This window comes from Salegentibacter sp. Hel_I_6 (assembly GCF_000745315.1).
Lineage (GTDB): Bacteria > Bacteroidota > Bacteroidia > Flavobacteriales > Flavobacteriaceae > Salegentibacter.
Genome location: NZ_JQNQ01000001.1, coordinates 3,863,514 through 3,883,499 on the forward strand (window position 1 = coordinate 3,863,514; position 19,986 = coordinate 3,883,499).

17 protein-coding genes are annotated in these 19,986 nt (G+C 35.1%); 11 read left to right on the forward strand and 6 right to left on the reverse strand.

Going from position 1 to position 19,986, the window contains the following annotated elements; genetic code table 11:
* Positions 1–183 precede the first annotated feature (183 nt).
* The gene (gene ltrA, locus FG27_RS17015) at positions 184–1,446 is read right to left on the reverse strand and encodes a group II intron reverse transcriptase/maturase (protein WP_037321233.1); all 1,263 of its coding nucleotides are present in this window, start codon (positions 1,444–1,446) and stop codon (positions 184–186) included.
* Positions 1,447–2,020: 574 nt separating this feature from the next.
* Between ltrA and FG27_RS17020 the strand changes: the two genes are divergently transcribed.
* Positions 2,021–2,767 carry a hypothetical protein gene (locus FG27_RS17020; protein ID WP_156101256.1) on the forward strand — a complete coding sequence of 249 codons (747 nt, stop codon included), beginning with the start codon at positions 2,021–2,023 and terminating at the stop codon, positions 2,765–2,767.
* Positions 2,768–3,102: 335 nt separating this feature from the next.
* Here the strand turns inward: FG27_RS17020 and FG27_RS18815 are convergent, their stop codons facing one another.
* Together FG27_RS18815 and FG27_RS17025 are read right to left on the reverse strand one after the other, a co-directional pair.
* Complete coding sequence (locus FG27_RS18815; protein WP_051935915.1) at positions 3,103–3,435, reverse strand: IS110 family transposase; 333 nt, start codon at positions 3,433–3,435, stop codon at positions 3,103–3,105.
* A 32-nt stretch (positions 3,436–3,467) separates the two neighbouring features.
* Positions 3,468–4,157 (reverse strand): IS110 family transposase, encoded by a 690-nt coding sequence (locus FG27_RS17025; protein ID WP_051935916.1) that lies wholly within the window; start codon positions 4,155–4,157, stop codon positions 3,468–3,470.
* Between the two features lie 192 nt (positions 4,158–4,349).
* Between FG27_RS17025 and FG27_RS17035 the strand changes: the two genes are divergently transcribed.
* On the forward strand, positions 4,350–4,895 hold the full coding sequence (locus FG27_RS17035) for a hypothetical protein (protein ID WP_156101257.1): 546 nt from the start codon (positions 4,350–4,352) through the stop codon (positions 4,893–4,895).
* A 573-nt stretch (positions 4,896–5,468) separates the two neighbouring features.
* Here the strand turns inward: FG27_RS17035 and FG27_RS19450 are convergent.
* The gene (locus FG27_RS19450) at positions 5,469–6,263 is read right to left on the reverse strand and encodes a site-specific integrase (RefSeq protein WP_369794142.1); all 795 of its coding nucleotides are present in this window, start codon (positions 6,261–6,263) and stop codon (positions 5,469–5,471) included.
* Complete coding sequence (locus tag FG27_RS19455) at positions 6,242–6,673, reverse strand: Arm DNA-binding domain-containing protein (RefSeq protein WP_231563348.1); 432 nt, start codon at positions 6,671–6,673, stop codon at positions 6,242–6,244. The genes FG27_RS19450 and FG27_RS19455 overlap by 22 nt, the downstream gene beginning before the upstream one ends.
* Before the next feature lie 185 nt (positions 6,674–6,858).
* On the opposite strand from FG27_RS19455, the gene FG27_RS17045 reads away from it, so the two are divergent.
* The 9 genes from FG27_RS17045 to FG27_RS17090 all read left to right on the forward strand — a co-directional run bounded on the left by FG27_RS17045 (position 6,859) and on the right by FG27_RS17090 (position 17,539).
* On the forward strand, positions 6,859–7,233 hold the full coding sequence (locus tag FG27_RS17045) for a transposase (RefSeq protein WP_231563349.1): 375 nt from the start codon (positions 6,859–6,861) through the stop codon (positions 7,231–7,233).
* The gene (locus FG27_RS17050; RefSeq protein WP_037321241.1) at positions 7,220–8,206 is read left to right on the forward strand and encodes a transposase; all 987 of its coding nucleotides are present in this window, start codon (positions 7,220–7,222) and stop codon (positions 8,204–8,206) included. The genes FG27_RS17045 and FG27_RS17050 overlap by 14 nt, the downstream gene beginning before the upstream one ends.
* 1,060 nt (positions 8,207–9,266) lie before the next feature.
* Positions 9,267–9,689 (forward strand): ABA4-like family protein, encoded by a 423-nt coding sequence (locus FG27_RS17060; protein WP_037321245.1) that lies wholly within the window; start codon positions 9,267–9,269, stop codon positions 9,687–9,689.
* A complete protein-coding gene (locus tag FG27_RS17065) occupies positions 9,686–10,594 on the forward strand; it encodes a hypothetical protein (protein ID WP_037321247.1) in 909 nt (302 codons plus the stop codon). Before FG27_RS17060 ends, FG27_RS17065 begins: the two co-directional genes overlap by 4 nt.
* 8 nt (positions 10,595–10,602) lie before the next feature.
* Positions 10,603–11,685: a sensor histidine kinase gene (locus tag FG27_RS17070; protein ID WP_037321249.1), complete on the forward strand. Its 1,083-nt coding sequence runs from the start codon at positions 10,603–10,605 to the stop codon at positions 11,683–11,685.
* Complete coding sequence (locus FG27_RS17075) at positions 11,666–12,418, forward strand: LytTR family DNA-binding domain-containing protein (RefSeq protein WP_037321251.1); 753 nt, start codon at positions 11,666–11,668, stop codon at positions 12,416–12,418. The genes FG27_RS17070 and FG27_RS17075 overlap by 20 nt, the downstream gene beginning before the upstream one ends.
* A 304-nt stretch (positions 12,419–12,722) precedes the next feature.
* Entirely contained in the window at positions 12,723–13,859 is a 1,137-nt protein-coding gene (locus FG27_RS17080) for an AraC family transcriptional regulator (RefSeq protein WP_037321253.1), read from the forward strand.
* A 35-nt stretch (positions 13,860–13,894) separates the two neighbouring features.
* A complete protein-coding gene (locus tag FG27_RS17085) occupies positions 13,895–15,025 on the forward strand; it encodes an AraC family transcriptional regulator (protein ID WP_037321255.1) in 1,131 nt (376 codons plus the stop codon).
* Between the two features lie 129 nt (positions 15,026–15,154).
* Positions 15,155–17,539, forward strand: coding sequence for a TonB-dependent receptor domain-containing protein (locus FG27_RS17090; protein WP_037321258.1), 2,385 nt, complete (start codon positions 15,155–15,157; stop codon positions 17,537–17,539).
* 137 nt (positions 17,540–17,676) lie between these two features.
* Here FG27_RS17090 and FG27_RS17095 read toward each other — a convergent pair whose 3' ends face one another.
* Complete coding sequence (locus FG27_RS17095) at positions 17,677–19,977, reverse strand: outer membrane beta-barrel family protein (protein WP_037321260.1); 2,301 nt, start codon at positions 19,975–19,977, stop codon at positions 17,677–17,679.
* Positions 19,978–19,986: the final 9 nt, after the last annotated feature.

A 19,986-nucleotide genomic window follows, 5' to 3' on the forward strand; every position in this document is an offset into this window, starting at 1 on the left:
ATTTAGCCGATTCTGATCAGCCAAATTGGTAATTTTAAAAGGTAAAATTTAGGAATTTTTGCATTGTGAGAGATAAAATAAACGCAGCACAATCGAGTGGATGGCTCCGTCATCAAATGACGGAGTGCACCCCTCACACCACCGTACGTGCGGGTCTCGCATACGGCGGTTCAACAATGAAACTCATCTATTGTAGTATTCGATTAGACTAACATAACCTTTCATTTTTAAGCGTTTTACGGTGATGGTGGTACGCAGAATGGGACTTTGAGCCACTGCCCAGCCGCCCATTCGGGTACGACTCCAGGCATAAGCCTGGTCTGGATTAATTCCCAACCGAATAAGGTTTTTCCGTTTTCGTTCGGGCTTTTTCCAGTGATGCCAAATGCAATATCGTAAACGATTCCTTAACCATTCTTCCAGCTTTTTAAGCTTTCCTAGAATGGATGCCGGTTTGAAGTAGTTTATCCAGCCCCTTAGCAATAAATTGATTCTGTGGATACGTTCTTCAAAGCTTGCAGGAGTGGTCTTTTTGGTAATATATTTAAGTTTAGCCTTAAATGTATCCCATTTTGACGCTTCTGCCACAAGTTGATACTTTGCCTTTTCTCCTTTCTTGTAGGTTGGCACAAAACCAAATCCCAGTACCTGAAAGGTTAAAGGCTTACGTATTCCGCTTTTCTTCCTATTGATTGGAAGCTGGAGTTTATCCCGCAGAAATTTGTAGATACTATTACCTACGCGTTTCGCAGCGGGTTTACTTCGAACGTAAATACTAAAATCATCGGCATATCTCACGTAGCGATGTCCACGCCTTTCCAGTTCTTTATCCAGCTCATTGAGCAGAATATTGGAGAGCAAAGGACTTAAGGGAGAACCTTGTGGGACTCCTTTCCTGCGTTTATGCAACTTGCCGTTAATTTGTATCGGAGCTCTCAAAAATGACCGCAATAACTTTAAAGTAGCCCGGCATTTTACCTTTTTGAATATCAAGTCTAACAGGACATCGTGGGCCACTTCATCAAAGAAGCTCTTTAAATCAATATCGACGATGTTTTGGTAGCCAGAATTGATATTTTCAAGGCTCTGTGCAACGGCCTGATGGGCATTGCGGTTTGGTCTGAACCCATAACTGTACTTTTGGAAGTCTGGCTCAAATACTGGTTGCAAAACCTGATGTAATGCTTGCTGAAATACCCTGTCGACAACCGTGGGAATACCGAGTAAACGTTTCTTCCCGTTGCTTTTTGGTATTTCAACCCCCAGTATTGAAGACACCTGATATTCCCCTCGTTCTATCTGCCGGGCGTATTGTTTACCGTGAGCTTTTAGAATAGATTGGAGTCCTGTTATTTGAACGTTATCTATACCTGCTGCCCCTTTGTTTCGGTACACCTGACGGAAGGCTTGGTTTAGGTTCTTTTTACTTGTTAATTCTTTAATCATTAATACTAAAACAAATTTGTTGTCTCGCTTGATCGAAGGCTATTATTTTACCGGAAGGCTATCCCGTAACATAAAATAACTCCAAGGTTCATTAAAGACCATTATCGTTCAGTCCTTCACCGGCTTATCAGGTGGCCGGCTACTATGACTTCGGCTGACTTCTCCATCAAGCCATTCCGTGGCTATGGAGATCTCCCCAGGTAAGAACATCTTCTTTCCCCTGATTCCTGCCGGATCTACTATTTCGGTATTCATTTCGAAAGAAATGTTTAGGACATCACAATGATGTGCTTGCTCATCCAACCTTGTAGCCTCATATCCGGTTCCTGTTCGTCAGTACCAGGGTTTGTAGTCCCGCTTCCTTCAGTCCCAACTTCGCAGTTGGCAACCTTGCGGCTTACTAATGGTTCAAGGCGTCACCCCCGCCCATAAGGGACTTGCACCCTTTAGATTAATCTTTTACCTTTCGGTGAAAGAAAAGATGCCCATGCTGGGCACACACAACATCTAACTGCAATAGCCGCAAAAATGCGACTACGGCAGTTAGATCAACGTTGCCCACAAGCTAAGAAAAATGAAGAATTGGTTTAAAAAGAACATTTTCTTGATAATTTCCTCCATAGTGTTTTTTGGATTGGCTTATTGGGTAAACTATTATGAAGAAGATTATGAAGTTCCTTATTCATACGTGCTTTATTATATGGCGATATCATCAACTTCCAGTTTACTTCCTGACTGGATTATTTTAAAACAAATAAAGAATATTATTGGTTTGCCAGCTGCTCTCTTAATGCTGAGTGCACCCCTTTTTGAGGTGTTATTTTTTTTAATGTATGCCTTTGTTTTCCCCTTTTTTGGAATATATAAGCTCATAATTTTAATTTCAGACTTCTTTGATATTGTTTTGAACGCAGCAACAATCCTGTATTTAGTTTTAGTTATAGGAACAATTTTCACAACCCTTTTCTGTGAAAAAGTCATAAGACTAATTAACTACGTAATGAATTATGATAAGTCAAGTAAAAGAATAAAATCAAATTTGGATTTGGCGTTATCACTTGCAAATAAAAACAGAATTAGATTTGTTATCTACCTCTCCTTTTTTCTTTATTTATTAATATTTTCAATAGAAAGGTTAAATAACATTCAGGTATTCGATACGGAGCAAATAAACTTTGCAGTGTTTTATTCATTTGCCACCTACATTGCGTTTGAGCGAATAATGCATAATCTAAATCTGATGAAAATACAGCCCAAAGTATTTTATTCCAAATTATATAAAGCTTGGGATAGTCACGGTTTTTTTGATAAATTTAAATAAAAGCCAGTGGGCAACAATATATCCTATGAAAAGCAATAAGTCCTTCTCTCAAATTTAATATTTTATTTTCTATTTTATTTCATTCTGATGATGTTTTTGGAGTGTTGAAATGTTGGCAAGTCTTTTCAGCACCTGCTTACTTGTCAATATTTCAATACTTATAACCTGCTCAGCATCCTATATGTGGTCCTCGCCTGGGCGATGCCACCAGCATCATTATGATTTTGATTATAAAAGCCTGTCCACTAGCTAAAAAATGTGATCCTAAATTGGCCACGTACATTGTTTTGTGATCCAGGCTGAAATTGGTTTTGAGCTGGTTAGTATTATTTTTTTTATGCAACCACACCTATTTGATAGGGAGTTTCTGTTTTTATAACTGCCAGAGTTCTACTGAGGAGTTTGTGAGCTATTTTAATAATAATCTTTTTGTCCTCTTTTCCTAAATGTGTACGATAGTAAGCTTGCATTACCGGATCTGTGCGAATGGCCTGCCAGGAAGCTTCGACAAAATAGGATCGGATCAGGCGGTTTGACCTGGGATTCATTCCCATAGCTTTATTTGAAGCACCACTTTGATGTATTCCCGGGGCAATACCAACATAACCTGCCAGGTGTTTTAAGGAATTGAACCGGCGCAGGTCTCCCAGTTCTGAGAGAATGCCCACGGCAACAATTCCACCAATACCTGGAATACTTTTTAAGAGATAATAATCTTTTTTATAATGTTTACGACAATACGCGCGGAGTTGATTGGTAACCTGTCGCAACTCCTGATCTGTGAACCTGAAACTGCGCGGCTGTTTAAGGTTTCACGGGCAGTATCAAATTCAAAAGACAGGTTGTCCAGCCAGTTTCGGTATTTGTGGCTCCAGTGGTCATTATCAAATTCCTCGGGTTCTTTGATTCCGAAGTAAAGTAGCTGCATTTTGATCATTGATTTAATGCGGCGCATCTCTTTAACGAGATCATTTCGACGACGGAATAGACTGCGGAGTTCCTCTCGTTTTTTATCGGGAACTACAATGGTTTCCAGGCGGTCATCCTTGAGTTCCCTGCTGATAAGCTGGGCATCGATTTTATCTGTTTTGGTATGTCGTTCTTTTCCTTTACGGTGAATATCTGCAGGATTGACAACTAAGGATTTCCAGCCGTAGCTTTCAAAAGAACGATGGGCATAGTAGCCACAACAGCCAGCTTCATAGGCAGTGGAAACTTCATACCCGTGAAAATGTTTATTCACGTATTGAAATAACTGTTCAGGAACAGGTGGCATGGAAAAGGATTTACCTGCAAAAAGATCGGTGCTGCAATGTATTTTCCAGCTTCTCTTGTGAATATCAATACCAACGTATAACTTTGGAATTGAAGCAGTAGATTGAGTGTCCATATCTTATCGTTTTTTTTATTTAAGATACTTGATTTACTGCTTTTTCATCGATGCTAAAAACAATGCTTAATTCAGTCTCAATCGAAACTCCGGGCTCGCTTGCAACGCCTGATTGTCCTGCGGACAATCACGCACGCCAGCTCGCACAGTTTTTATACGGGACGTTGGCTACAATTAAAAAATACAGTACCAATGAAATTTCAACTACTGATTTTAATTCTAATGTTTTCTAATACAAATTACGCCCAATCAAATCTAAAGGACATCTGTGGGGGATTTCAAGACGATGAATATTTTCCTCTAGATATTCAAAAAAAGAAAATAGTTTGGAAAGAAACCTTCTATCAAGAGATCTTAACCGACACTGTTACCATTGAAAATAAGAATTATGTAAAATTTATTCAAAATTGGGAAGACGGATCATCCAACGAGATCTATTTAAGAAAAGAAGATGGAATGATTAGACAATTTGAAGAATGTTGTGAATATGACACCACTAAATTACCAGATAAAATTTTTGAAGGGGCAGAATGGTTAAGTGCTGATTTTAAAAAAAAGCACGTGGTTTTAAGTTTGTCCGGTAAATTGAGCACCCCTTTTTGTAATTATGAAAATCTATTAGTGGTTGAAGTTTTAACTCGTGACTTCAAGGGGTATAACTATTTTTATAAAAAAGGGTTCGGATATGTTGGGGCAACTGAGAATGGAAAACTTTTCTCATACGTAAGTCCTGACTGAATAACTACCCACAACACTATATGAAAACAATGCTTGAATCAGTCTTGAATCGAAACTCCGTGCTCGCTTGCTGCGCTGATTGTTCTGCGGACAATCACACCCCCCGTTCGAACAGAAATGAAAACTAAAACCTCTATAAAGCATTGTGAATTTATTTTTCGCACTAATATTGATTTCTGCCGGTCTGTTTTTCGGAATCAGGACCTTAAAAGATTTCATCAAAAGAGAAAAAACAGATTTTGTTCAGGCAAACAATATAAAAATACTACTTGGAGAACTGACTCTCATCATACTCGGATTAATTTTGTTATTCCAGTATTATTTTGACCAAACCTGATTAATCAAAAGAACTGCTAACTCCGCGGCCAAGGAAATATGGCCATTTTTAATCGCGCATGTCGCAACGCTAGGCGAGAATATATAAAAACAAAACTTAAATTGATCTCAAATCGAAAGTCCATGCTCGATTGCAATGCTGATTGTCCTTCGGGAAATCACGCTCACAAGCTTTTTAATGACGAAAATTAAGATTACCGGGGGGTTAGGTAATCTTAGGCTAATGCCAAAAGTTATTTAGCTGTTCAATTTTTTTCTCAAATTATCAATATCGCTAAATATTTTAGAGTCAATTACCCGAGCATAGATTTGTGTAGTTGATATTTTAGAATGCCCTAAAAGCTTTGACACCGTTTCTATTGGAACTCCATTTGCCAAGGTAACGGTAGTAGCGAAAGTATGCCGGGCGGTATGAAAACTCAATTTCTTTTTAATTTTTAGTTTATCAGTAACTTCTCTTAAATATTCATTAGTTTTCTGATTGGAATAAACCGGTAATAATTTTTCTTTCCCATCAATTTTTGGATGCCCTTTATATCGGTCTAGAATTTCCTGAGCTTCTTTCAATATCGGTATACGAACGGCCGTATTAGTTTTACTTCTTCTGGTATAAATCCAATTTTTACCATCAATCCCAATTTGCAAATGATAATTTTTTAATGCCTTGACATCTGCATATGCCAGGCCAGTATAGCAAGAAAAAATAAAAATATCTCTGTTAATAGATAATACGGGTTTTTCTAATATTTCATTTTTAATCTTTTCAAGCTCTGTTTTGTTTAGGCATACCATATCTACTTGTTCAAAACGTAACTTGAATTTTTTAGTAGGATTTTTTTCAATCCAATCCAAATCTCCGGCTAGGCCCATTAACTTTTTGAAACGCTCCATATGCTTCATTACTCCATTATTATGAAGACCTGGCAAGGCTCGTAAAAAACTTTCAAATCCAAGAGTAAATTGATAATCAATCTGCTTTAAATAGATATCAGAAATATTTAAGTGTGTTTTTAGATATTTTTCAAGTAAGATTCTGTAGTGTAGTAGTTTTTCATTGTTCCATACTTCAGAATTTTATCCATTTTTTCTTTATGATAATTAATTAAATAGGTTAGTGTAAAATGTTGTTGATCACTTTTTAGGTATCGTGACTTGATTTTCTGTGCATTTATAATCTGGTCTTCTTTCACGAGAGTATCATATGCATCATATAATAATGCTTTGGTTTCATCAATCTTTTTATTGATCTGCTGACTTTCCATACTATTCCCTTTTATTCTATTTGCAGCCTGATTCCACTTATCAATTGGAATAGTACGTTTTAAACTAATTTCGAGGAATTTACCGTTAACGGTAATACGGGCATAAAGAAGGGCTAGATCTGATTTGTTTTTCTTTTTTCGGACAATAAAAGAAATAGAAAAGGTTTGACTGGTACGCATAGCTTTACAATTTAAATTAAACAATCATTAAGAATACGAAGTCAAACTGCACATGTAATTATAGAACATGAGACGTATAAAAATACAATAAAAAAGCTCACGATTAACTCACAGTTATAGCCATGAACTCACGATTAGGGATCATTCTCAAAAGTTGTGTGTGAATTGAAATAATAGTTTGATTTTTGTTTTCTAAACAGGAAGCATTGGATCCATATATAGACCTATTCAAGATATTATTGCCAGAATTATTAATCACCCATTTTGATCTTACCGGTCATCAAACAGAAGGAGATATATTACACCTACATTTTGAAGAGAAGCCGGAGATTCCTAAAGAGTTCTCCTCCCAGCTGGTCATAGCACACGGGTTCCATAAGGAAATAACAATCCAGGATTTTCCTGTACGTGGTAAAAAGGTATTCCTGCATATAAAACGCCGTCGGTGGCTCAATAAACAAAGCAAACAGGTTATTCAGCGTGACTGGAACTTAGTAGCACAGGGAACCCGTATGACCGTCGAGTTCGCTGCTTTTTTAAAAGTACTTGGTCAGTATTAAAGCCTCCGACTGTCATACCATCGGTGGATTTTACGGGGTCAATGGAAAGAAGCTCCAACGCCAGTACAAAAATTATTTAAGTGATTTTAAAGATTGGGATCAAAAATCCCATTCAAAGAAATGGCTCATCTTCCCCGAGAATATCAGCTCCAAGCTCTCTATAGATGAAACCGCACTCTCCAAAGGGGAGCTGTATACCATTATTGCCAATAAAAAAGCTAAGGGAAAAAAGGGCAGTATCGTAGCTATTTTCTCGGGAACCAAGGTAGAACCCATTATAGAACAGCTTCTTAAAATACCAACTTCAAAACGAGCCCGAGTCAAGGAGATCACCCTAGATATGGCCAATTCCATGAAAACCATTGCCAGGAAATGCTTCCCTAAGGCCATACAGGTCACCGACCGATTCCATGTGCAGAAACTCACCTTTGAAGCCCTGCAGGATATTAGGATCAAGCACCGATGGGAGGCTATAGATCTGGAGAACGAACAACTCAAACAAGCCAGGTTAAAACAGAAAAGTTTTAGTCCAGAAACCTTTGCTAATGGGGATACCAGAAAACAATTATTAGCCCGCAGCCGGTACCTGCTCTATAAAGCACCTTCAAATTGGACAGAGAACCAGCACGAGCGTAGCAAAATACTCTTCGAGCAATACCCCGATATAAAGTTGGCCTTTAAGCTTACACAAAGACTTAGAAATATATTTAACAATGCTAAGTCAAAAGAAGGGGCCTATACAAAACTAGCCCACTGGTACAAGGATGTAGAGGATACGGGGTTTAAGGCTTTTAATACCATAGCCAACACCATAACACTGAACTACAGATCCATTCTCAATTACTTTATCAACAGAAGTACGAATGCTTCAGCAGAATCCTTTAATGCAAAAATAAAAGCGTTTAGGGCTCAGTTTAGAGGAGTGAAAAATGTTGAATTCTTCTTATATAGATTAACTACAATTTTTGCTTAAACACAACAATATTAGGCTTGATCCACGATTAGCTCACATTAAATTTAAAATGTTTTGTTAAATATTGAGAAACAAAAAAGGGTAACTATATGAAAAACATACAATTACCCTTTATTTGTGATATTTTGATATCTTAAAAAGTCGGGATGACAGGAGTTTTAAAAGACCTTATTTGTCCTTTGAAACCGCGACTTTGTATTCTAAATTCTGGATATATTCACCGAATCATTCACTAAACTAGAAAGAACTATAAGATTAATTTTATTTGATCGTCTTTGGTGTTATAAAGATAGAAAAAATATTAATTTTAGTTTTATCCCAATATTTTTGGATATATAAATGGAATATAAGAATATCACCAATTATCCTCTTGTTCACTCTTCCTGATATATATTCAAATAGAGATTTATTAATAGAATTAATATGAACAATTGAATTTCTGGAATATTCTGTCATTGCACTTTTCATTTTTTTTCCTTTTGCAAATAGCTTGTCCAAACCCACCATATACTTGTATTATACCTTATGGCAGTGGTATTCGGCGCTAATCTGGGTTTACTGGGAATGGAAACCACACTACTTTGAACTCGACCTTCTTTTAAACCTCTGTAAAAATTTTAGTAAAAGCCCCCAGATAGTTTTTACCAAAAAAATCGTTCACTTCAAAAAAGGTGTATAACCAGCTTTGCCATGCACAGTATAATAGCAACTTTAAAACAATAGATGACTTAAGCATGGAAGACAGTGATTATGCCAGAAATTTGGCGGAACGTTTTTTAAGAAGCGTTCGTAAAGAAGGCGGTAAAAAACTTAAGGAGCTTGAGCTTCTGCATAATTCAAACACCTAAAAAAATTTACAGCACTCCAGTATCACTTGATAGCCCTATTCGTTATAAGGTGTTTTTCTCCAAAATTACTTTAATGTTTGGGTTAATTGCTGAAAAAGTGCAACAATAATACAAAACATTTCAAGGTAAATAAACGACGATTCAATACTATTCTATTGTAGTATTGTTTGATTGTCAAGACTTTTGAGTCATTAATCCTTTACATAACACTAATGACTCCAATAGAAGTTTTTTCCATGGCAAATGCAATAGTCCTACCCATGTGGTTCTTAATGATTTTTTTACCACAATGGAAAATCACAAGATTTCTAATAGCTCATAGGGTAATTCCAATAATACTAGCGGTCCTTTACACTGTTTATATCCTTCTGTATACAATGGACTATGGAATTATGGATTTTTCCAGTTTATCTTCCGTAATGACCATATTTACCCAGGAAAATGCAGTACTCGCTGGATGGCTTCATTATTTGGCCTTTGATCTTCTTGTAGGTATATGGATATTAAATCAAAACAAATTTCTGGGTTTGAATCAACTACTAATTGCCCCATGTCTTTTCTTAACATTCATGTTTGGCCCGTTAGGTTTCTTAATATTCATAGTCATAAAAGCAACTAAAAATAACAAACGATGAAGAACGAAACCGTAACCAAAGGAAGATTCATTCTCTCTTTTCACCAGGGAACTATTAAGAAAAATATGATTACCGATACTATTATTAGGCTATGGATAGATGCTCAAGGAAAAATTAATAACCTTCTTAAGCAAGTAAAATATGGAAGTTCAATGATTTACTGGACTGCGATAGTCATAATATTAATAGGCATTGGGTGTCTGGTAGGCCTCATCATCGATGACAGAACTCTTATGGGCGTTAATGTGTGGTTAAAACCTTTGAAGTTTTCAATTTCAATAGCGGTTTATCTTATTACCGTAGGCTATTTGATAACAAAGTATCCCTATTCAGAAAGAAAGAAACATTTAATAAATAATGCTACAGCCTGGTCATTGTTATTGGAATTTATAATCATTGTATTTCAGGCCTCAAGAGGTATTCACTCACATTATAACACCACCACCTCATTCGATGGAATTCTATTTTTGTCAATGGGTTTCTTGGTCGGCATAAATGTTTTATTAATGGTTCTGTTTATAGTTGATACAATACGTTTGAAACTGAACACCACCAAAGTTTTACAATGGGCAATATTGTTGGGTTGGCTTACAGTCTTTTTCGGTAGCTGGGTAGGTGGTCAAATGACCAGTCAATTGGCTCACAACATTGGGGTAGCTGATGGAGGAGCAGGATTACCTTTGGTCAATTGGAGCACTAAAGGAGGTGATTTAAGAATTGCCCACTTTTTTGCATTGCACGGCTTACAGATAATTCCGTTATTCGCTTTATGGGTTTCCAAAAAGTGGAGTTTATCCAGTAGAAATAATATTATTGTAGTAAGTATTTTTGGATTGTTATTCGCTTCTTGGATAGGCTTTATTTTTTATCAGGCGAAGCAGGGTATTCCTTTGCTCGCACAATAACTAATTTAATGTTTTACAATAAAGAAGAGCGTTTACTTTATTTAGGGTTTGATGATTTCTGGTTTAAAACTTTGGGCATTCTTACCTTAAGTTTTACCACGTATTTTCTATTTACCAATCCTTTCCAGGAACACCCAGTTAGCGAGATTATCATTAATTGGGGAATTTCGTTTTTGTTTTCCACCTTTGATTGGTTTATTATCAGGGCAATAATGATTCAGCTTCGAAACAAATTTCCTGACCTTAAGGATAGTGTACGGCGTATCGTTCTGTTTATTATTGCCATCATCATTACCGTAATTTTTGTAGATTATATTGGCCTTACGATGCTCTCATTTCTAACAAACGAAAATTATAATTTTGTTGGCCGATCCAAAGCATTACTTTCCATTATCCTTATCAGTATCATGACCATGGCAATTTATGAAGCTATTTATTTCTATGTGCGGCTTAAAAAATCTATTCGGGAAGAGGAACAATCAAAACAAGCCATTGTACAGGCACAACTGGACGTACTACGAAATCAGGCGCAACCTCACTTTTTCTTTAACACGCTAAATACGCTTCGTGATATCATCGATCAAAACTCCAAGCAGCAGGCCATGGTTTTCGTGGATAAGCTGTCCGATATTTATCGGTTTTTGTTGGAATCAGAAAATGCCAATTTAATTACCCTTAGAGATGAACTTAAATTTGCTAAAGCGTACACCCACATTCAAGCTGAACGTTTTGGGGACAATTTAAAAGTAATTTGGGATATTCCAGAAGTTTCCATGAAGGATATGATTGTACCAATGAGTATTCAACTATTGTTGGAAAATGCGATTAAACACAATGTTATTTCCAATGCTAAACCTTTAGTGATTAATGTCCTTGTCAAGGATGGTAAATTGGTAATCAACAATAGAATACAACCTAAATCATCGCAACTACCCTCTACTAAGATTGGCTTAAAAAATATAGAGCGGAGATACGCTTTGATTTCTAAGAATTCTATTGAAATTGAAAATGGTAAAGGGGAATTTACTGTTTCACTACCTTTATTAAGTACTTCTGAAGAAAAGAATAGTCATGAAGATATTGATCATTGAAGACGAAGCGCGAGCAGCAAGTCAGTTGAAGCGTATGATAAGCGCGTCCGGTTTTTATTATGAACTATTAGGCATAATTGATACAGTAGAAGATGCCATATTATGGTTTAAAAAAAACGAAGCTCCCGAACTGGTATTTATGGATATACAATTGGCCGATGGATTAAGCTTTGAAATTTTTCAGAAAATTGATTTGGAAGCTCCAATAATATTTACAACCGCATTTGACCAATACGCTATCCAGGCATTTAAAGTGAACAGTGTAGACTATTTGCTTAAACCCATTCAGCAGGAAAATTTAAATAATGCGCTTAGTAAATTCAACAAAAGCATTAAAAATGTACCGATAGAACCATACATTCTGAAACAACTTCTTGGCAGTATCCAGAGTAAGAATATACGTGAGGGGATATTGGTTAAGGAGGGAAATGGATTTCTACAGATCAAGACTTCGGAGCTATCTTATTGCTATTCAGAAAACAGCATCACTTTCGGTGTGGCTTCTGGAAAACGTTATATTATAAATGAAAATATTGATGAGTTATTTGATTCGCTTGATCAAAATAAATTCTTTCGAATCAACCGGGGACAAATTGTTTCTAAAACTTCTATTTCAAAAATAGAGTCATATTTTAATCATCGGGTCAAACTAGCTATAATAAATCCACGGGACCAGGAATTTATAGTCAGCAGATCCAAAACCAATGATTTCAAGGATTGGATGAATAGCTAAATTCTACTTCTAAATTAAATTGGAAAGCTGATCGCATGGGAAGAAATATCCTGCAAAACTTTAAAACGTTCAACTTCGGGTTTTAGTCCGCAAGATGTGTGCCTGTGGGCACAATCTTGATTGCTCCCGGTGGTCGCAATGAAAAAAAGAGATGTTTAAGGGTTATTATTATCATAAACAGAATAACCGATATAACTACTTGAAACTGGATCCTTATAAAAAGAATTACGCTTTTGCAACACAGTTGATAATTGTATAACCAGCATTTAAAAACTACATTTGGTTACTCAAAAGCTTAAACTTAATGAGAGAGGTTGATTTAGTAACAATTGCAGGGATAATTTCCACCTTCATAGCATTACTTTTGGCTATTTTTATTTTTTCGGTAGAATCAAAAAATAAAATCAGCAATAAGCTTTTCGCCTCTTTTTTGGTTTTAAATGCTTTGGAATTCTCCAGTTGGTTTTTGCGTCTATTTCTCGAAGAGCCTACTAATTTTGTAAATAACCTGCTTATAGCAAAGGATTTACTGGCTTATTTGCCAATGCCCATATTTTATTTGTACATATTATCTGTCTGTTATTCAGATTTTCAATTAAAACGGAAGCATTTATGGCATGCCTTGCCTTATTTAATCGCAAATTTAGTGATGCTCCCGAGGTTTTATCTGACCAATACCGCTCAAAAATTAGAACTATTCGGGGAGTATAATCATCTCTACGAAATTATCTTTTTACATATTTCGCTCCACCTGCAAGCTATTATATATTTAACCGCCGGATTTATAGTTTTAAACAAAGCCAGGAAAATTTTCCTGGAAAATTACTCCAGCAGTACCATAGCAACCTATAAATGGTTGTTTCAGCTATTGCTTTTTACATCACTGCTATATGCTGTCGCATTAATAAAGAATATTTTAAAGTATTACGGTGAAGTAGATGTATTTAATAATGCTCAAACTGTAGTAGTCTTGTTTGTTTTAGGTATTGTTTGCTGGTATGTGTTAAAAGCCCTTCGCTATCCCAATCTTTTTAGCGGGGTAGATTCCAAAATAGCTTTGACCCAAAATTTAGCTGATGAAAATGATAACGGGCAGGATCCAAATTACACCAACCAAATTGAGAACTTGACTTCTTATATGGAAACTGAAAAACCATATTTAAACCCTTCTTTATCTCTTAGGAATTTGGCTGACCAGATGGGAATGAATTCCAGGGAGCTTTCCATCATAATAAACCAGAAGTTGAATCAGCACTTTTTTGATTTTATAAATGGATATCGCATTAAAGAAGCCATGGATATTTTAACCGATCCGGCTAAAAAGGATGAAACTGTATTGGAGATTTTATATGAAGTAGGCTTTAATTCTAAATCTTCCTTTAATACGGCATTCAAAAAACATACAAGAAAGACGCCAACCGAATACAGGAAATCATCTTAAAATCTACTATTAAATAATACGTATAATTAACAATAATGAATCAGGTAAACTCATTAACAGTTATAGCAATCCTCTCGTGTTTTATCAGCCTGTTACTTGCTTCTTTTTTACTATCTGTAAAATCTAAAAATAAAATAAGCAATAAACTTTTTGCTACTTTTTTAATTTTAAGTGCCATAGATTTAAGCGGTTGGTTTCAATATTTATATCTCCCTGGTTTATCCAATTTTGGAATGGCGAAAAGTTTGCTTTCTTTTTTGCAAATGCCTGTTTTGTATTTTTATGTACTCTCTGTTTGTTATTCAGATTTTAAATTAAAACCAAAACATGCATGGCACATAATTCCTTTTGTGATTGCCAATTTAGTGATGATTCCGAGATTTTATAGTGTAAACACAATAAGTAAATATTCACTTTGGGAGGATTATAATAGAATTTATGAAGTTATTTATATTCATGTCTCTATAGAGCTACAGTTTATTATTTATATCATATTCATTTTTGTTATTTTAAATCGATATAAAAGAATATATCAACAAAATTTTTCTGATACTGGATCAAAAGTATTTCAATGGTTATTTCAATTCACATTCGTTTCGGCAGTTATTCATAGCGTTGTTATTCTAAAAAATATCTTAAAATTTGTGGATTTTAGGGAAAATACATTCGAATCAGTTCAATTAGTGTTAAGTATCTTAGGTCTAATCGTTATTTGCTGGTACGTTTTAAAAGCCTTGAGATATCCTGAATTGTTTAACGGAGTTAACTCAAATACTGTTTTAGTTGAAGATTTAAATCCAAGAGAATTCCATACAAATTCTAAGCAGATTAATCAATTAACTTCTTATATGGAGAAGGAAAAACCATATTTAAACGCGTCTTTAACAATCAGAAATCTAGCTGATCAGATGGGGATGAATTCCAGGGAGCTTTCCATCACAATAAACCAGAAGTTGAATCAGCACTTTTTTGATTTTGTAAACGGATATCGCATTCAAGAAGCGATGGATATTCTAGTCGATCCGGCTAAAAAAGACGAAACTGTATTGGAGATTTTATATGAAGTAGGATTTAATTCTAAATCTTCTTTTAATACTGCATTCAAAAAACATACAGGAAAGACACCTACCGAATTTAGAAAAATAGGCTTGAAATCAATCACTTAACTTAAAGTCGAACGTTTGCAAAACAAAGTCGAACTCATTTACAGCTAATAAATGAGTTCGACTTTAGGTTTTCGGTCGCCCTATACACACTGGTATCTCATTTTTGTTCCATCAAAAATATAATACAAGATGAAAACACAAATGAGAACATTAGCGTTCCTAATGCTAGTATTAATTCCAGGCATTTTTTATGCGCAAACGATCAAAGGTAAAGTCGTGGATGGAACTGGGGTAATCCCTTTTGTTAACGTAACTATTATTAAGGATAATGACCAAATTATAACCGGGACTACCACGGATGAAAATGGCTTATTTTTAATAAAAGTGGAGCCGGGAACATACGATGTTGAAGTAAGCTTTGTAGGATATGCTACAATTGTAAAAAATGTATCTGTAGAGGATGATATTAATTTAGGGACAATTAATATGAAGGCAGATGCACAATCCTTAAATGAAATTGTGCTTGTATCTGAACGAAGGATTATAGAACAGGAAATTGATCGGCTAGTTTTTAATGTTGAAAAAAGTATAGCCTCTACTGGAAGTAACGGAATGGATGTTTTAAAAATAACTCCGGGTGTCCAAGTTCAAAATAACACGCTAGAGATTTTAGGAAAAGGGGCTACTCAGGTAATGATTAATGGCAGAATTTCTCCTTTACAGGGTGATGAATTAATGAGCCTATTAAATGGAATCTCAGCGAGTGATATTAAAAAAATAGAGGTTATTACTAATCCCCCAGCAAAATATGAGGCATCTGGTAATGGAGGCCTAATCAACATAGTATTAAAAAAAGGTGTTCAAAATTCTTGGAGAAACTCAACCACGCTTTCTTATCATCAAAACAGGTTTAACTATGGTGCACTCAGTAATAATTTCTTTTTTAATAAAGATAGAATTTCTATTTCTGCAAGCATAAACGCTACCAAGGGAAATGTTGAAAATTTAGAAGGGCTTTTAATAGATTACCCATCCAATTTCTGGGATATTGACGTGGATTCAAAATTAGGTAAAGACCAGTTTTCGGGCCGGTTTTTAGTTGATTATAACCTTTCTGAGAAAACGACGGTTGGCATACAATATTTAGGAAACAATACAGCGCCTGATATAATGGCTACAACTACTTCTTCTATATTTGATAATGACGACAACTTAGAGCGAACCTTGGTCAATAAGGGTGATAATATGGTAGATAATCAAAACCATAGCTTAAATTTTCACGCGATAACTCAGTTAGATTCTTTGGGCAAATCCATTTCTTTCGATGCGGATTATTTTACATTCGATTCGGAAAACAGCCGTGATTTTTTTAATGAAGAATTCAATACAGCTGGAGTTTCACAAGGTATCAATTCCGCTGCCCTGAATATCTCCAACCAGGAGATAGAAAATTTTAGTTCAAAAATAGATGTAGAGTTTCCACTAAATAAGATAAACCTTTCTTATGGGGTTAAGGCAAGTTTTACGAATACTAACAGCGATGTTTTATATTATGATAAAACTTCTGGCTCTGAGGTTGTAGACCCAAATAGGTCTAATGAATTTCAATACAAGGAAGATGTATTGGCTGGTTATATTTCTGGAAATACCAAGTTGAGTGAAAAAATACAGATGCAATTTGGTTTACGCTTAGAAGACACGAAAACCAAAGGTGTTAATGAAGAGCTGGATCAAGAGGTATCTAATAAATATACAAAGCTGTTTCCGACATTTTATCTTTCATATGCCAAGGATGATAACAATAATTTTGCTTTGACTTATGGAAGAAGAATTGACAGGCCAAATTTCAGAAATTTGAATCCTTTTCGTTTCTATATAAATGCAAATAGTTATAGTGTAGGTAACCCTTTCTTACAACCTTCATTCTCCCATAATATTGAACTATCGCACATATATAAAAGAAAAGTGAATTCAAGTGTTTTCTTAAGTATAACTTCAGATGGTTCAGGAACAGTCTTTACCACGGATGCAAATGACCAAACGCAAATTATAACCAGGCAAAACTATTACAAGCAATTTAATTACGGATTGAAAGAAAATTTTTCTTTTACAAAACTTAGGTGGCTGAAAAGTCAAAATAGTATTAACGTGTTGGGCTACCACACTGAATTTATCAAAGATTTTGGCACTACACCTAAAAACGGGGTTCAGATTTATTTAACTACGAACAACACTATTCCCTTAAGCGATAAAACGAGTCTTCAAGTAAACTCATATTATAGTTCACAGCATGACAGAGGCTTATTTAGTGTCGGGGAAATGTTCGATTTGTCCTTAGGCTTACAGCATAATTTTACTGATAGCCTTACAATGTCCTTATTATTTAGTGATGTTTTTAATACAGCCAGTCTTAATAATTATGTTTCTTCTGTAAATGGAATAGAGCAAATTTACAGGCAAAATGAGAGTTCCAGAAATGCTAGAATTTCACTTTCCTATGAATTTGGAAATAAAAAAGTAAATGTTAAAAATAGAAATTTCGGTAATAGTGATGAACAAAAAAGGAGTAATTAAAAATTGCTTTTAAAAACTATAACCATAAGTTTCAACAAGGTTTAAATTAATAAATGGCTTACTGTATTGTGGCAGGTTACCTTCTAGGTTTTACTTTGTAAAACAGAAGGTTTCTGCCTATCAGCTTTTGAACAATCTCACTTAAGCCTATCCAATTCTTCATCTACTTTCTTCTGTAGAGGTGCGTCTTTTATATTTTTTCCGAAGGAATATTTTAAACCTATGGCTATTTCCTGTCCGTCTGCAAAAAACAGGCTGTTTGTATAAATATTATTGATTTGATAGGTTTCCCCATAATTCATTTGCTGAAAAATGTCATTGAAGTTTAAACTCACTTGCAATTTTTCAAAAAAAGTTCTTGAAAAGGATGCTCCTAGAACAAACATGGAGTTTCTTTTATAAATTCCTTCATATCTGGTAGTCTGTCCCCAAAAGTTAATAGCGAATTGAGTTTTAGGGATTATATCGAACTCATTATGGGAATAATAATAAAGAAAAGGTTTGGCTTCGAATGCCTGAATTCCGGCTGCATCCATTGTTTCAGAATATGCAAATAAAAGGGAATTGGTAGAAGTCAGGAATTTATAGGTTGCGGGTGCAGCAAGTTCCAGGTACATTCCATTTTCTCTTTCCAAATTATTGGGAGACATAATTAAGCGCTCCATCTCTTCATTAAAATCAACGCTATAATACACAGGATCTTTCTCGGTATAATAACCCACCTCAAATGATAATTTTTTCCATTGATAATTCAGGGAAACTTCATCAGTATACGTTGGTTTTAAATTTATGTTTCCGGAGAATTCAAGGAATGGATTAAGATAGGCTCTAATTGAACTGGCATTGGAATAATTGGGTCTTTGAAGGCTTCTTTTGTAATTTATAGACAGCGTATTTTCATTTTCCAGAGTATAATTAAGTTGTATTGATGGTAACCAATTGAGGTTATTCCGATCTATAACTAAATTTTGTTCTTGGTCATAATTTCCCTTCACTTGGCTTTTCTCTATTCTTAATCCCATTCGATAGTCCCAATTTTTAAAGTTTCCGGAAAGATCGGCATAAGAGGCATAAATGGATTCTTCATAACCATAGTTTTGTGCTTCTGAATTAATATATGTATATGCATTTGCCTTGGCCAATGCCAGGTTGGCCCCTAATGCAATATTAAATATCGAACTAATTTTATTTTCATAATCAACCCGCATACTGCCCCGTTTGATACTAAAATCCTGATCTCTTAAATCTATAAATTCATAATCCTGCTGGTTGGTACTATTGTATATTTCCGTTTGCAAATCCTGGCCAAATCTTGAATATTGGCCACCCAGAAACAAAGTTTGCTCCTTGGAAAAGGATTTATTAAAGTTTATTTGGGAAGTAAGGTAGTTTTTCTGGGCTTTATTCTGGGTGAGTGTTAATATATCGGTTCTTTGAAAACCGTCATTCAAAAAAGTTTCTGTTTCTATGGGAAAGTCCTCACTATCGGTTCTGAAATTGATGCTTGTTGACAGTTTGGTGTCTTCATCGAGATCATAGGATAAGTTAAGTCCGGAAACGATTTGCGGTCTTGGTGCAGATGTAACCACATTATAGCTGGAATAAATATCCTCATCCAAAAGCGTAAATTCTGATTGATTACTTTCCCAATGATGTAACTGGTTATATTCAAAATTAGCAGTAAGGGCAAAATTATCTTTTCTATAATTTAGTGCGGTTGAAGCATAATTATTAAATCTTCTTTTAAAAGATGCTGTTTCAGCTAAACTCACATTAAATCCGTTTCCGCGCTGATCTTTCAGGTGAACTATGATCACACTTCTTCCGTCGGCTTCATATCGCGCACCGGGATTATTTATAATTTCGATATTCTTAATATTGGTCACTGGAATAGAATTCAATTCCTGAAATTGAATTTGTTGGTTTTCGAGATAAATTAACGGAATTCCCTGCCCTAATATGCTCAAATTTTCGCCATCTGGGCTGATCTGAACTTTAGGAAGTTTCGCGAGCACGTCTTTTGCTTGTGGAAGGGTTTCAAAAACAGAATTTTCAACATTTATACTGATATTGCCGTTTTTATAAACTAGTGTTTTTCGCTTAGCAGTTATTTGTACTTCATCCAGATGATCAGGAAGACTTTCCAATATAATGTCAAACCGTTGATCTTCATCCAAATCAATGATTTTTTCAAAAATTTCATAATTAAGTACTTCAACTTTTAACCGATATCTACCACTTTCAGCATCCAAAGAAAAATCCCCATTCTTGACTATACTGAAATCGATAAGCTTTTCTTGCTCGTTTAATAAATAGACCTGTCCCAGGGAAATTTTTTTATCCTGTTCATTTTCTACATTTCCCGATAATGTAAATATGTTTTGGCTAAAGCCAGAGAAAGTGCTGATCAAACAAATAATAATAGCTAATTTTTTCATTTAAAAATT

What these genes read in the sequence shown, in the direction of transcription:
- FG27_RS17075 (WP_037321251.1), top strand. Translation starts at nt 11,666, where the DNA reads ATGAAGATATTGATCATTGAAGACGAAGCGCGAGCAGCAAGTCAGTTG.
- FG27_RS17025 (WP_051935916.1), bottom strand. Translation starts at nt 4,157, where the DNA reads ATGGACACTCAATCTACTGCTTCAATTCCAAAGTTATACGTTGGTATT.
- FG27_RS17020 (WP_156101256.1), top strand. Translation starts at nt 2,021, where the DNA reads ATGAAGAATTGGTTTAAAAAGAACATTTTCTTGATAATTTCCTCCATA.
- FG27_RS19455 (WP_231563348.1), bottom strand. Translation starts at nt 6,673, where the DNA reads ATGCGTACCAGTCAAACCTTTTCTATTTCTTTTATTGTCCGAAAAAAG.
- FG27_RS17090 (WP_037321258.1), top strand. Translation starts at nt 15,155, where the DNA reads ATGAAAACACAAATGAGAACATTAGCGTTCCTAATGCTAGTATTAATT.
- FG27_RS17085 (WP_037321255.1), top strand. Translation starts at nt 13,895, where the DNA reads ATGAATCAGGTAAACTCATTAACAGTTATAGCAATCCTCTCGTGTTTT.
- FG27_RS17035 (WP_156101257.1), top strand. Translation starts at nt 4,350, where the DNA reads ATGAAATTTCAACTACTGATTTTAATTCTAATGTTTTCTAATACAAAT.
- FG27_RS17070 (WP_037321249.1), top strand. Translation starts at nt 10,603, where the DNA reads ATGTTTTACAATAAAGAAGAGCGTTTACTTTATTTAGGGTTTGATGAT.
- FG27_RS17065 (WP_037321247.1), top strand. Translation starts at nt 9,686, where the DNA reads ATGAAGAACGAAACCGTAACCAAAGGAAGATTCATTCTCTCTTTTCAC.
- ltrA (WP_037321233.1), bottom strand. Translation starts at nt 1,446, where the DNA reads ATGATTAAAGAATTAACAAGTAAAAAGAACCTAAACCAAGCCTTCCGT.
- FG27_RS17060 (WP_037321245.1), top strand. Translation starts at nt 9,267, where the DNA reads ATGACTCCAATAGAAGTTTTTTCCATGGCAAATGCAATAGTCCTACCC.
- FG27_RS17095 (WP_037321260.1), bottom strand. Translation starts at nt 19,977, where the DNA reads ATGAAAAAATTAGCTATTATTATTTGTTTGATCAGCACTTTCTCTGGC.
- FG27_RS17080 (WP_037321253.1), top strand. Translation starts at nt 12,723, where the DNA reads ATGAGAGAGGTTGATTTAGTAACAATTGCAGGGATAATTTCCACCTTC.